9 protein-coding genes are annotated in these 13,703 nt (G+C 63.4%); 3 read left to right on the plus strand and 6 right to left on the minus strand.

Annotated features, from left to right (window positions below; genetic code table 11):
- Window positions 1-951, plus strand: coding sequence for an alpha-E domain-containing protein (locus tag DK870_RS04870; RefSeq protein ID WP_060753090.1), 951 nt, complete (start codon window positions 1-3; stop codon window positions 949-951).
- A gap of 42 nt (window positions 952-993) precedes the next feature.
- Here the strand turns inward: DK870_RS04870 and DK870_RS04875 are convergent, their stop codons facing one another.
- Window positions 994-3,249, minus strand: coding sequence for an ATP-dependent DNA helicase (locus DK870_RS04875; RefSeq protein WP_161548172.1), 2,256 nt, complete (start codon window positions 3,247-3,249; stop codon window positions 994-996).
- Complete coding sequence (locus tag DK870_RS04880; protein ID WP_161548126.1) at window positions 3,246-4,892, minus strand: VRR-NUC domain-containing protein; 1,647 nt, start codon at window positions 4,890-4,892, stop codon at window positions 3,246-3,248. Before DK870_RS04880 ends, DK870_RS04875 begins: the two co-directional genes overlap by 4 nt.
- Window positions 4,893-5,080: 188 nt before the next feature.
- Between DK870_RS04880 and DK870_RS04885 the strand changes: the two genes are divergently transcribed.
- The gene (locus DK870_RS04885) at window positions 5,081-5,305 is read left to right on the plus strand and encodes a YgdI/YgdR family lipoprotein (protein WP_060753092.1); all 225 of its coding nucleotides are present in this window, start codon (window positions 5,081-5,083) and stop codon (window positions 5,303-5,305) included.
- A gap of 51 nt (window positions 5,306-5,356) precedes the next feature.
- On the opposite strand, the gene DK870_RS29325 is transcribed toward DK870_RS04885, so the two are convergent.
- On the minus strand, window positions 5,357-5,521 hold the full coding sequence (locus tag DK870_RS29325) for a hypothetical protein (protein WP_162843532.1): 165 nt from the start codon (window positions 5,519-5,521) through the stop codon (window positions 5,357-5,359).
- Between the two features lie 178 nt (window positions 5,522-5,699).
- Here DK870_RS29325 and DK870_RS04890 point away from each other — a divergent pair, with 178 nt between their 5' ends.
- A complete protein-coding gene (locus DK870_RS04890; protein WP_161548127.1) occupies window positions 5,700-5,966 on the plus strand; it encodes a hypothetical protein in 267 nt (88 codons plus the stop codon).
- Here DK870_RS04890 and DK870_RS04895 read toward each other — a convergent pair whose 3' ends face one another.
- From DK870_RS04895 to DK870_RS04905, 3 genes are all read right to left on the minus strand, one after another.
- On the minus strand, window positions 5,967-7,397 hold the full coding sequence (locus DK870_RS04895) for a lipase (protein WP_161548128.1): 1,431 nt from the start codon (window positions 7,395-7,397) through the stop codon (window positions 5,967-5,969).
- Window positions 7,398-7,591: 194 nt separating this feature from the next.
- A complete protein-coding gene (locus DK870_RS04900; RefSeq protein ID WP_161548173.1) occupies window positions 7,592-10,675 on the minus strand; it encodes an autotransporter serine protease in 3,084 nt (1,027 codons plus the stop codon).
- 51 nt (window positions 10,676-10,726) lie between these two features.
- Window positions 10,727-13,684 carry an autotransporter serine protease gene (locus DK870_RS04905; RefSeq protein WP_161548129.1) on the minus strand — a complete coding sequence of 986 codons (2,958 nt, stop codon included), beginning with the start codon at window positions 13,682-13,684 and terminating at the stop codon, window positions 10,727-10,729.
- Window positions 13,685-13,703 lie beyond the last annotated feature (19 nt).

Here is a 13,703-nt window from a genome sequence, read left to right on the forward strand (position 1 = left end):
ATGTTGAGTAGAACCGCCGCAGATCTGTACTGGATGTCCCGCTACCTGGAACGTGCCGAGAACCTGGCGCGCATGCTGGAAGTCAGTTACTCGCTGTCGTTGATGCCCCAGGCCGGGCGCAGCGATGGCCTGGACGAACTGGCGATGTCGTTGCTCAGCAGCGGCACCCTGGACAGCTACCTCGAACGCCATAAGCACCTGGACGCCGAGCGCATGTTGCATTTCTTCGCCCTCGACGCGGAAAACCCCGCCAGTATCTACAACTGCCTGCGCGCCGCCCGGGGCAATGCCCATGCGGTACGCGGGCGCATCACCGCCGACATGTGGGAAAACCTCAACGCCACCTGGCTGGAAATGCGCAGCATCGCCGCCGGCGGCCTGGCACGCCACGGCATCAGCCACTTCTGCGACTGGGTCAAGCAGCGCTCGCACCTGTTCCGAGGCGCGACCTCGGGCACCATCATGCGCAATGATGCCTATCGGTTTATCCGCCTGGGCACCTTTGTCGAGCGCGCGGACAACACCTTGCGCCTGCTGGATGCGCGCTACGAGATGTTTGGCGAAGAGTCGGAAGAAGTCAGCGACCTGTCGGCACGCGGTTATTACCAGTGGAGCGCGCTGCTGCGCGCGTTGTCGTCGTTTGAGGCGTACACCGAGTTGTACCCGAATGCGCTGAACGCACGCTCGGTGTCGCAGTTGCTGCTATTGCGCAGCGATGTACCGCGTTCGTTGCATGCGTGCATCGAGGAACTGAGCCATATCCTGGCGGACCTGCCCGGCAGTTACGGGCGCTCGGCGCAGCGCCTGGCGGCGGAGTTCGAGGCGCGACTGCGCTATACCGGCATCGATGAAATCCTTGAAGACGGCTTGCATAGCCGGCTGACCGAGTTCATCGACACCGTGCGCGAGTTGGCGCGGGCGATTCATAGCTCTTACCTGGAAGTCGTCTGAGGCGCGGCCACGCGTGTGGTCCGCAGGTGGTTGGGTTGGGCATCACTCAATCAACCACCAACGCGGCAACAATTGGCGCACCCGCGCCTCGCCAAAGCGGTCATCGATCAACATCACCACACCTCGGTCCTGTTGGCTGCGGATCACCCTCCCCGCCGCCTGCACCACTTTCTGCAGGCCGGGGTACAAATAGGTGTAGTCGTAGCCCGAACCGAAGATCGCGCCCATGCGCGCTTTCATCTGTTCGTTGATCGGGTTCAGTTGCGGCAGCCCCAAGGTCGCGACAAATGCCCCGATCAAGCGCGCGCCGGGTAAATCAATGCCTTCGCCAAACGCACCGCCCAGCACGGCAAAGCCGACCCCCTGGCTGTGCTGGGTGAATTGGTCGAGAAACGCCTGCCGCTCAGCCTCGGCCATGCCGCGTGACTGCAACCACAACGCAACCTGCGGGTGCCGCTCGGCCATCAACTGCGCCACCTGTTGCAGGTAATCGAAGCTTGAGAAAAACGCCAGGTAGTTGCCCGGTTGCGCGGCGAACTGCTGGGCAATCAACTCGACGATCGGCTCCAGCGAGGCCTGGCGGTGCACGAACCGCGTGGAGATCTGATCAACAATACGTACACGCAGTTGCTCGGCCTTGAACGGTGACTCCACGTCGATCCAGGCGGTGTCCGCCGGCAAGCCAAGCAGGTCGGCGTAATAGTGACGCGGGCTCAGGGTCGCGGAAAACAGCACGCTGCTGCGGGCCGCCGTCAGCCGGGGCCGGATGAATTCGGCGGGCACCAGGTTGCGCAGGCACAGGGTTGAAGCGCTGCGTTTGCCGCCGAACGGGCGCTTGCTGATATCGAAGAGAAAATGTTCGTCGAACAACTCGGCCACCTTGGCAAATTGCAGCGCTTCGAAGTAGAAGGCTTGCAGGTCGCCGGACAGCGCCTCGGGGTGGTCGTTGAAGTACTCGCCCATGGCGCTGGTGGTCAGGCTCAGGGCCTGGAGCAGTTTGTCGGGCTTGCTCGCATACGCCTGGTACGGCGCGAGCTGGTCCTTGTGCAGCGCATTCCACTCACGGTTGAGGCGCTGCAAAGGCTTTTTCAAGGGGTCGGGGGCGACGTCGCGCAAGGTCTTGAGTGCATAGGAGTCGAGGCTGGCGCTGTACATCGCACGGGCGCGCTCCACCAGGTTATGGGCTTCGTCCACCAGCACGGCGGCGCGCCATTGGTTGAGCTGGGCCAGGCCGAACAGCATGGCGCCAAAGTCGAAATAGTAGTTGTAGTCGGCGACCACCACGTCGCTCCAGCGCGCCATTTCCTGGCTCAGGTAATACGGGCAGACCTCGTGGGCCAGCGCCACCTCGCGCAGGTTGCGCTGGTCCAGCAGGCGTACCTGGGACGCTGCCTTGCGTGCGGCCGGCAGGCGGTCGTAAAAACCTTTGGCCAATGGGCAGGCATCGCCATGACAGGCTTTGTCCGGGTGTTCGCAAGCCTTGTCCCGCGCGACCAGCTCGAGCACGCGCAGCGGCAGATCGGGGCTGCTGTCGTAGAGCACCTGGGCCGCGTCCAAAGCGAGTTTGCGCCCTGGGGTCTTGGCCGTGAGGAAGAACACCTTGTCCAATTGCTGGGGCGCCAGTGCCTTGAGCATCGGGAAAATCGTGCCGACGGTCTTGCCGATGCCGGTCGGCGCCTGGGCCATCAGGCAACGCCCGGTACTGACAGCCTTGTATACCGCCTCGGCCAACGGGCGCTGGCCGGGGCGAAAGGCCGCATGCGGGAACGCCAGGCGTTGCGCCGCGCTGTTACGCGCGTCGCGATGCTGCATCTCGCACTCGGCCCAACCAAGGAACAGCGCACATTGCTGGTTGAAGAACTGCTCCAGCTCCACTGCGGTGAAACGCTGGTTGAGCAGGGTTTCGCCTTCGCCGACGATGTCGAAGTACACCAGCGCCAGGTCGATCTCGCCAAGGCCGAGCTTGCGGCACATCAGCCAGCCGTAGACCTTGACCTGGGCCCAATGCAATTGCCGGTGGTTGGCGGGCTGCGCGCCGAGGTCGCCGCGATAGGTTTTGACTTCCTCGAGGCGATTGGCATCCGGGTCATAGCCGTCCGCCCTGCCCCGCACCTTCAGTTGTGCATATTCGCCTTCGAGGGCGACTTCGTTTTGATAATGCGCGCTGCGCCGCGAAGCCACCGTGCGATGCCCGACGATGCCTTCCTGGGCACTGGGTGACGGTGTGAAGCGCAGGTCCAGGTCACCGACCTTGGCCGTGAACTCACACAACGCGCGTACCGCGACGCTGTAGCTCAAGCCGGTTGCGCCCAACGCACGTAGCAGACGGTGACCGGCATCTGGTACTCGCCGCAGAACTCCAGCCAACGCAGCTGATTGTCTTGCAGGCGGTCGCCCGGCCCCTTGACCTCGATCATGCGGTAGGTTTTGCGGGCGGGCCAGAACTGGATCAGGTCCGGCATGCCGGTACGGTTGGCGCGGATGTCCAGCAGCAAGCGTTCAAACCAATAGCGCAAGTGCTCGGCGGGCAAACAGTCCAGGGCTTGCTCCAGCAGCGCTTCGCTGAGCAGGTTCCAGAACACGAAAGGCGATTGGATGCCCCATTTGTCTGCGTAGCGCTGGCGGATGCTGGTTTTGTAGCGCTCATCTTGCAACTGCTCGAAACAGGCCGCGAACAGCGGTGCCCGACGCTGATGAAAATCTTCGCTGTGCAAATCCGCCGGCCCTCGCTGGAACGGGTGGAAAAACGCCCCCGGCAACGGCGCAAAGATCGCGTCCCAGCACAGCAGGCCGAACAGCGAATTGATCAGCCCGTTCTCGACATAATGCACCGGCGCATCCGGCTCGCTGAGATGGGCCTGCACGCAATACTCCACCGACATCAGCGGTTCGGGCAGCGCCAAGTCCAGGTCCAGGCGGGTGATGGCCCGGGGCTTGATCCTGGGCAGCGCCGGCTCCCCCAGCTTGCGGCGCAGACGCGGCAGCACGCGCAGCAGATGTTGCTGTTCGGCGGCGCTTTCCGGCGCCTGTTGCGCCGCACACGCCAGGGCCATGGCCTGGGCATAGTCCTCTTGGCGCTCCAGCACCCGGATCAGGCGCGAACGCGCGCCGGGGTGCGCGCAATCGCGATAGATCCGTTGCGCCAGGTCCAGCTCGGCGCTGCGTTCGCAATACTGGCCGATCTGGAACAACAACTTGGCGCGACGCTTTTCCAGCCAGGGGTTGTCGGTGGCAAACGTGGCGATTTGCGCGAGTACCACGTCCAGCGCCTGCCCCGCTTCAAACGCTTGCTGGCACTGATGCAGGAACAGAAAACCGTGCACGTCATCACGGTGACGCAAGCCACGGGACTGCGCACAGAACTCGACCTTTTCGTAGGTGTAGATGCCCAGGTCCGCCAGCACGAACTCCGACCAATCCTGATGCAGGTTGCCGAAGAACATCAGCCGCAGGCGGTCGCACAGGTCCATCACCGTGAGGCTATAGAGGGTGTCTTCAAGGTCCGGGCACCATTGGGCAAAATGCCGGGGCTCGGTAAACCGCGCCGCCAACGCGTCCAGCCAATCGGTTTTCCTGGCCTTGGGTTGCTCGATCCAGGGCTTGAAGGCCGCGAGGATTTCGCCTTTCTGCAGGACGGCGAACAATGCTTCAAAGCCCAGCGGGCACTGGTCATCGACCCAACCCTGCTGCACCAGTGCCAGCGCTGCCGTGTGGGTGCAACCAATTTCCAGGTAATTGAGTTTGCTCGCCCGAAAATGCACGCCCTTGCGCATCACCATGCGCACCAGCAGCGCCTGGGACGCCTGCGGCAAGCTGTCGAACTGCTGAATAAAATGCACTTCGTGCGCATCGAGCAAATCGGCATAGCGCTGCCCCAGCCACAGCAGTACTTGACGGAAGTTATGCAGGTAATACAGGGGATCGTCGAGGGGGTTGGCCATGTCACGCGCTGATCGAATACTGGTTATGCATACAGAGTGCCGCCACCGAACGGCTGTTGCAATCGGTAATAGATAAATGGCGCACGCAACTTTTTGTATAAAAGTGATCAGATAGCTCAGTTGATGGCGTAACATTTAGGGCCCGCAGCCCCTGGCTACGGGATTTTTCAGGGTTAAGGGTAAGGGTTATGAACATGAAGAATTTGGGTCTGCCACTGGTTGCACTGTCTTTTGTGCTGTTGGCCGGTTGTGCGACACAAACCGTGGTCACATTGCAAAATGGCACACAGTATTTGACCAAGGACGTCCCCAACGCCAAGACAGCCGACGGCTTCTACGAGTTCACCGACATCGCCGGCAAGCATATACGCGTAAAAGCCGCGGATGTGGCGACCGTCATCAAAGAAAAATGACAGTAAAAAGCCCCGCAAATGCGGGGCTTTTTGTTAAGGGGCATCCCTCGGTCAATACCGGTAGTACGGGTGGTAATACGGGTGATAGTAGGGATGGTAATAGTACGAGTGGTAGTACGGGCGATAACAGCACGGGGCCGGATACGCCGGGTACACCGCACACCCGCCCAACCCCAGCAGGACCAGGGCGCACAGCAACAATCGTAAACGGGACATGTTGGATTCCTCCCACGTGATCACGCGAAACAGCTCGCTTGACCGTTAAACGCACGCACGCCGGCCGATCCGTCGCGATGGGAAGTTAAAGATTTATTTAGCGAAGGATTTTCCACGCCGCTGCGTTTAACCGATAAGCCGCCTTCATTCGAGGGCGGCAGCACGGAGAACCAAGGCCATGGCACGCATGTCCCGAGCGGTACGCGCGCTTTTACTCATTCCCTTGACCCTGGCGGCCCTGGCGAGTACGCCCGCCTTTGCCGACACCATCATCATCCGCCAGGCACCCCGGGTGATCGTGGTACAGCCCCCACCCCCACCGATCTATTACGCGCATTGGGGTTACGGGCCACGCCCCTATTACTCTCCACGCCCCTACTACGGTTATGGCTACCCCCACCGGCCGCATTGGGATCACGGCTGGCGGGAGCGCCATTGGCGTTGATCAGCCGATGCTGACGCCGTCAGCCCATAGCCCACCCTGCCCCACGCCGACCAGGGTCACCGAGTCGGCGCCAAAGGTGAGCACCGTGTCCGCACCGACCACCTTGGCGTGATCACGCAGGTCGGTGCTGCCTTCCACATCCTTGAACACCAGCTTGTCGGTGACCTGGTAGCCAATTACCCGATCGTTGCCGAAGTGGCCGCTGAACAGGAAGGTGTTATGCCCGCTGTTGTCGCGGATCGTGTCATTGCCCTTGCCGCCTTCGATAAAGTCCGCGCCCTTGCCACCCTGGATCAGGTCGTTGCCGTCGCTGCCGATGATGAAGGTATTGCCCTTGTGGGCCTCGGCATTGCGGTTCAGGTCCTGCACCCAGGTGTTGGCCCGCGCCGGGTCGGACAGGTTGGCGACGATCACCGTCGAGTCGCGGGTCATCTGGTCGTAGAACCCGGATTCGAGGATACGGGTCATGCCATCGCCATAGCCGAACGGCAAGTGGGAAAGCCAGGTCGGCAGGTTGACGATGGAGAACGGCAGCACATTCCACAAGGTGGAGGCGTAGTGATCGTTGAAGTTGACGATGTTGTCGGTGGTCGATTCATGCGGCTTGTCGTGCACGCCCAGGGACGACAGGTTGAAGGATGAGCCATCCAGTGCGCGGAAGACCGGGTCATTCTCATAGCCGACATTGAGCACCTTGTCGCCGGCGCTTTGGGTGGGCGACGCATAGGCCACGTAGTTGGCGTCCTGGTAAAAGCCCGCCCACTTGCTGTTGCTCAGGTCCGCCATGCTGTTGACCGCCAGCCCGCCCAGGCTGTGGCCGCTGACCAGCACGTCCTTGCCGCTCAGGCCATGGGCGCCGGCATAATCGGCCACGTTCTTGAGCAGGTTGCCGAACGCTTCGCCCGCATAGTTCTTGGCATAATCCTTAGGCCCCAGGGCGGCCAGCAGATCGCTGATCAGATCGCCGATGGAGTCACTGATCAGGTGTTCCCGTGGCCCCGAGGTGCCGCGAAAGCTGATACCGATTTCCTGCAATTTGCCGGCGTCATCGTATTTGCCCAGCACCTCGACCTGGGCGCTGGTATAGCCGGCCTTTTCCCCGAAGAACGTACCCCGCTGGTCGACCTTGCCCTCGTAGCCCAGGGTCGCGGCGCTGATGGGCGTCCAGCCGGCTTTTTGCACGGCTTCAAGGGCGGCTTTTTCCGAGTCGGGGTTCCAGGGGATGCCCGGAATCACGCCTTGTGAATCCGTACTGCCCAGCAACGCCGTGACCAGTGTGGCCGGCAGGCCGAGGCCAAAGCCGTTGTGCTGGTAGCCCACGGCAAAGCCGTTATCCAGGTTGTGATAGGAATACAGCGTGATCGCCATGGCGTCGGCAAACAACGCTTTGGAGCCCTCGGTGCCGAGGTTTTTATAGTCAAAGATACCCATGGTAGTGCCTCTCTGTTGTTGGATTTGTCGAGAAAGCGTTTGTCCTATGTCGAACGTATGTAGTGAGCGGGCTTGCCCCGCGCTGGGTGGCGCAGCCGCCCCAACCCAGACACCTCGGTCCTCCTGAAATACCGCAGCGCCCCTGTTGGGGCGGCTGCGCCGCCCAGCGCGGGACGAGCCCGCTCACTACACGGTCAGAAGGCCCAGTCGAGGCTCAAGCCGACGCCGTGGACGTTCTCCTTGCTGGCCAGCAGGCCGTTGTAGTCAAAGTTCACCCGTGCATCCTTGGTCAACGCCAGGCTGACCCGCGCGCCCACCAGCGCCGCATCGCGCACCAGCGGCGCGCTCTGCACCGCAAACGACGGGCCGCCCGAGGCAAAGGCCAGGGACTGCTCGGACCCCACGCGGCTCAGGTTGTGCTGCCAGCCCAGGGTGCCGGACACTTCCAGCGCCTGGTGATCGTTGAGGTTGATCGTCTTCAACGCACGTGCGCCCAAGGTGCTCAGCACGACGTCGCGGCTGTCGTCGCGGCCTTTGAGTGCGGCGGCATCGCCCTTCTCGGTAAAGCCATCGGTGTCCAGGTGCACGTAGGCCAGGTTGGCGAACGGCTCCAGGGCCAATGGTTGCAGGTTGACGCGGTAAGCCGCTTCACCGAACACCTGGGTGCTGCGGGCGTCGACCTTGGCTTTCTGCTTGCCGGATACGTCGCCGTATTGCAGATCACGCTTCACATCAGCGCGATGCCAGCTGTACGCCGCGCCGCCGCTCAGGCGCAAGGCGCCGATCTCATGCCCGGCATAAGCGCCCAAGTGGTAGCTGTCGACCGAGGCGCGACTGTGGGTGTCGTTGCCCATGTTCAGCGAGGTATCGCTGTAGCCGGCAACCAGACCGATGCGGGTCGCCTCGTCCAGTGCGCCATCCACCCCGGCAAGCATGCCGCCGATGGACGTGGTGTAACCCGCCGTCTCACTGCGGCTGTCGGTCTTGCCCCACGCCCCCAACGCCTTGACCCACACGTTGCCACGGCTGTCGAGGGTATCGCTGCGCGAGCCCATCTCACCGTTGCGCAGGCGCTCGCCCACGGCTTCGCGCACATAGCGGCTGTCATTGATTAGCGCGCTCTGCAGGGCCGGGTAGATCTCGCCGGTCAGTTGCTGGAAGGCACCTTGCGCCGAGGCGGCATTGGGTGCCAGCAACAGGCTTTCATACACCGCATTGCCCGCGCCCAATTGCTCGGCGGCGCCGGCCACCGCACGTTGGTTAGGCGTGGCGGCGACGCTGGCAAAGCTGTTGGTGCGCGCCACGTCCAACTGCACACCGGTGGCGCCGTAGTTCAAGGTGCCACCGATAAACAGGTAGTTGGGCAGTACCGCGCCAAAGGCACCGCTCACACCGCCGGCAGCCTGCAGGATGTTGTACTGCCGCCCGATCAGGCTGTCGGCCTGTGCCGCGCTCAACAAGGTCGGGCTGTTTTCCAGGGCCAGGGTCACGGTGCCGCCATTGAGCGTGGCCGTGCCACCGGCAACGATCCGATCGCTGCTGGTCGGCGACAACTCCACCGCGTAGGTCGAACCGGCGTCAAACGTGACATTGCCCGCCACATTAAGGGTGCCGATGGAATTGCCCGGCGCCACGCTGCCGCCGCTTTTCGCGGTCAGCGAGCCGATACGCCCGGAGCCGCCCACCACACCGCCCTGGCTGACGCTGACGTCGGAGGTCACCGAACCGTTGATCGCCAGCAACCCCTGGTTGACCAGGGTCGGGCCGCTGTAGGTATTGGCACCGGTCAGCACCAACGTACCGATGCCCTGCTTGGTCAGGCCACCGTGGCCCGAGATGTCATTGCTCCACACATCGCGCCCGCAATGCACGTCGGTGCACAGGCGCTGGGTGGGTTTACCCGCGTCCACCACGGCGCCCACGCCCGGCAGGTCGGCGACAAACTGCCCGCTGCCATAGGCGCCATCGATACGGAACTCGGCGGGAATGTCCTCGGCCGTGATGAACATACCCGGCCCGTTGACCGCCTTGCCCAGGTTGATCATGCCCCAGCCATACAACGAGTCGATACCCGGCGCCCCCAGGTCGGTGGCGGTGGTTTTGAGCACGGTGGAGACCTGTTCGCCGCTCATGTACGGGAAGCGTTCCATCAACACCGCTGCGGCGCCGGCCACATGCGGCGCGGCCATCGAGGTGCCGTTCTTGTTGGCCCAATCGGTGGTGAGGTTCTCCAGCGTGGTGCCATTGATGATCGAACTGAAGATCTTGGTGCCCGGCGCCGACACGCAGAAACTCGCCACATAACCACAGCGCGACGAGAACGTACTGATCACATACGGCGTGGCACTGGTGGTATCCGGATTTTGCTGCAAGGCCGCCACCGACAGCCAGTTCGGCGCGATTTCCGGCACAAAGTACGCCAGGCCCGACATCGCATCCGGGTTGTTGCGGTTGTAGTCGTTACCGGCGGCGAAAATGGTCAGCACGCCGCTGCGCGCGGCGTCGATCGCCCCTTGATAAGCCCCGCCGGCCAGCGTGCCGAGGATCGGCCGGATATTGTTGAACTGCGCCTGGGCTTCGTTGACCGTGAAATTCGGGAACGCCGGATCACGGCCACCCTTGGCATACTGCGCGCCGATGCCGATTCCCCAACTGTTGTTGATGATGCGTGCGCCGCTGGCCACCAGACCGTCCCAACCGGCCTTGTACACCGCACCGTCGTTGCCGAGGATGATGCCGTCTTCGGGGCCTGGGTCACCGTTTTCCGCGCTGAGGATCTGCGCGTTGAACGCTACGCCGTGCATCGGCCCGCCATCGCGGTTGCCGGCGGCAATACCGCCAACGTGGGTACCGTGGTTGCCCAACTTGCCATTGGAATCCTGGGACGGCGTACCGTCATAGCGGAACGCGTCGCCCGCCTTGACCGGAATGTAAGGGTCGGTGTACTGGCGGATGCCCTCGGTGACAATCGTCACTACTTTGCCGGGGCTGGCGAATTCCGGGTGCTGGGCATACACCGGCTGGTCGAAAATCCCCAGCTTGACGCCCTTGCCGGTGTAACCGGCGGCGTAAGCGGTGTCAGCCTGGATGGCGCCCAGGCCCCAGTCAGCCTTGAACTCAGTGCTGCGCCAACTGGCGGCGTCGCCCAACTTGCCGGTTTCCACATAGGGTGCGGCCTGGGCGGTTCCCAGGGTTGCCAGGCAGCACAGCAGCGCGCCGTATGGCACGCAGCTCAAAGCCTTGAGCGGGTAGCCCGGGCCGGTGTGAGTGGCGGTAATTCGTTTGTTCACGGTGACCTTCCTTAGTTTTCTTGGTTTTTCTTGTTGAACTCAGAACTGCCAGTTGAGGCTCAAACCCACACCCTGGGTTTTCTCACTGCCCCCCAATTGGCCGGTGTAGTCCAGGTTGACCCGCGTGGATGGGCTCAACGCCAGGCTGGCCTGCACGCCGACCAGCGCCGCATCGCGCAGCAGCGGCGAACTGCCCACGGCGAATGAGGGCCCGCCGGCAACAAACGCCAAATGCTCTTGCGATTGCACCGCGCTGAGGCTGTGTTGCCAGCCCAGCGAGCCCGACAGTTCAAGCTGCTGGCGATCATTCAGAGGCAGGGTTTTCAGCGCACGCACGCCCAGGGTGCTGAGCACCGCGTCACGCTGATCGCGGCTGCGCTCCAGCGCGGCGGCAGCGCCTTTTTCGTGGAAGGCATCGCTGTCCAGGTGCACGTAGGCCAGGTTGGCGAACGGCTCCAGGGCCAAGGGTTGCAGGTGAATGCGGTAGGCCGCCTCGGTGAACAATTGCGCCGTGCGCGCCTCAAGCTTGGCCTTTTGCTTGCCGCTGACCGCGCCGTACTGCAAGTCACGCTTTACATCGCCGCGATGCCAGCTGTAGGCACCACCGACGCTGACGCGCCAATCGCCCAGCTCGCGCCCGGCATATGCGCCGAAGTGGTAGCTGTCGATGGACGCCGATGCATGGGTGCCACTGCCCATGTTCAACGAACTGTCGCTGTAACCGGCGACCACGCCGACCCGGGTCTGCTCATCCAGCTCGCCGTCCACACCGGCCAGCAGGCCACCGATGGAGCGGGTCGAACCCGCCGTTTCACTGCGGCTGTCGGTCTTGCCCCAGGCGCCAAGCGCCTTCAGCCACAGGTTGCGTTCACCGCTCACCGGCACATGCCGCAGTCGCTCGCCCACGGCATCGCGCAATTGCAGGCTGTCGTTGAGCAGCATCGCGCCGATCGCCGGATAGATCTCGCCGGACAACTGCTGCAAGCCTTGCCGGGCGGTGGCCACCGAGTCCGACAGCAACACACTCTCGTACACCGGATTGCCCGCGCCCAACTGCTCGGCGGCGGCGGCCACGTTGCGCTGGTTGCGGGTAGCGGCCACGCTGGCGAAGGTAGCGTTGTTGCGCCCAACATTCAGTTGCACGCCGTTGGCCGCATAGTCGAGTGTGCCGCCCAGGAACAGGTAGTTGGGCAACACCTGGCCGAACTGGCCCTGGATGCCTCCCGCCGCCTGGAGGATGGAGTACTGCTGGCCGATCAGGCTGTGTACCTGGCTCTGGCTGAGCAACGTGGGGCTGTTTTCCAGCGCGAGGGTGACCGTGCCGCCACCCAACAGCGCTTTGCCTCCCGCCACGATGCGGTCGCTGCTGGTAGGGGTCAGTTCCACGGCGTACGTGGAGCCTGCCGCCAGGTTCACATCGCCGGCCACTTGCAAGGTGCCCACCGAGTTGCCCGGCGCCACGCTGCCGCCGTGATTGACCGACAGCGCGGCAATCCGCCCGGAGCCGCCGAGGGTGCCGCTGTCGTTGACCGTCACCGCCGATGCCAGCGAACCATTGACCGCCAGCAAGCCGCCGTTGACCGTGGTCGCACCGCGATAGGTGCTGTCGCCACTGAGGACCAGCCGCCCGCCGCCGGACTTGATCAGGCTGCCCTCGTACACCCGCTGGGCGGCGGCCTGGTCGCGTGCGGTGCCGATGGCGTAATCGGTCTTGTCCTGTTGGCTGGCATTCGCGGCCACGCCGTTTTGCCAGCCCTTGTCGAGCAAGGTTTGCTGCCAGGCGGCGTGCTCGGCGCGGTCTTCGGCCTGGCGCTGGATCAGCGCCTGGTCGGTGATGCCATTACTCCACACATCGCCTTGCCCGGCCGCGAGGTGCACGTTCATCGCGCCCAGCAGTTGCCCCGGCCCGTGCATCGCCCGGCCCAGGTCCGGCACCCCCCAACCGACCATAGTGTTGGGGGCTTGGGTGATCGAACCATCGAGCTGCGTCGCGGTGGTCAGCAACACCTGCAACGCCTGCTCATTGTTCATGTACGGGTAGCGCTCCATCACCAGCGCAAGCGCGCCGGTGGCGTGGGGCGCCGCCATCGAAGTGCCGGATTTCACGCCGTAGCCGCCGTCGGGGATGGTGCTGTTGATCAGCGCGCCCGGGGTGGAAATGCACCAATATTTGGCGATGCCACACTTGTTGTACTTCTGGTTGTTGGCTTTATCCAGGCCCGACACCGCGAGCCAATGCCCTTCCAGCTCCGGTTGGAAATACGGCAGTGCCGAGCGCACGCTGGCATTCGCATAACCACTGTTGCCGGCGCTGAACACATTGATCACGCCGGCCTTGGCCACGTCCGCCGCCGCATCCAGCCAGGTGCCCTGGTTGTAATGCTGGGCATAGGCGGCGTGCAGATCGCCGAGGGTCTGGTAGCTGACATCCTTGGGCTGGCTGCCCCAACTGTTGTTGATGGCGCGCACGCCGGAATCGACCAGCGCGCTGTACACCGTCTTGAAGTATTGGGGGTCCGGGGTCGGGCCGAACAGGAAACTGTCGTTGGCGTTGGTATTGCCCACGTAGATTTGTGCGTTGTAGGCCACGCCATGCATGCCCACGCCGTCACGGGACGCGCCCATGGTGCCGGTGACATGGGTGCCGTGGGAGTCGTTGTTGGGGTTGAGCGCGCCGGTAGTGCTGAACGGGCTGCCATTGACGTAGGTGCCGGTGGCCGTGACCGGGTGGAAGCGGTCCTTGGCCGCCTCCGGGTGGTTGGGGTCGAAGCCTGAGTCGAGGGCGCCGATTTTTACGCCGCTGCCGCTGATGCCTGCGGCGTAGGCCTCATCCGCCTTCATGCGTCCCAGGCCCCAGTCACTCTGGAACTCGGCGGTGCGCCAACTGGCGGGGTTACCCGCTTGACCGGTCTCGGTGTATGCCGCCTGCGCCGCAACGGACAACAGCAGCAAGGAACCGGCGGTAAAGGGTTTGAAGCGAGGTGAATCGGTGATCATCTAAACCATCCTTATTGTT

This window comes from Pseudomonas sp. Q1 (assembly GCF_009935975.1).
Classification (GTDB): domain Bacteria; phylum Pseudomonadota; class Gammaproteobacteria; order Pseudomonadales; family Pseudomonadaceae; genus Aquipseudomonas; species Aquipseudomonas palleroniana.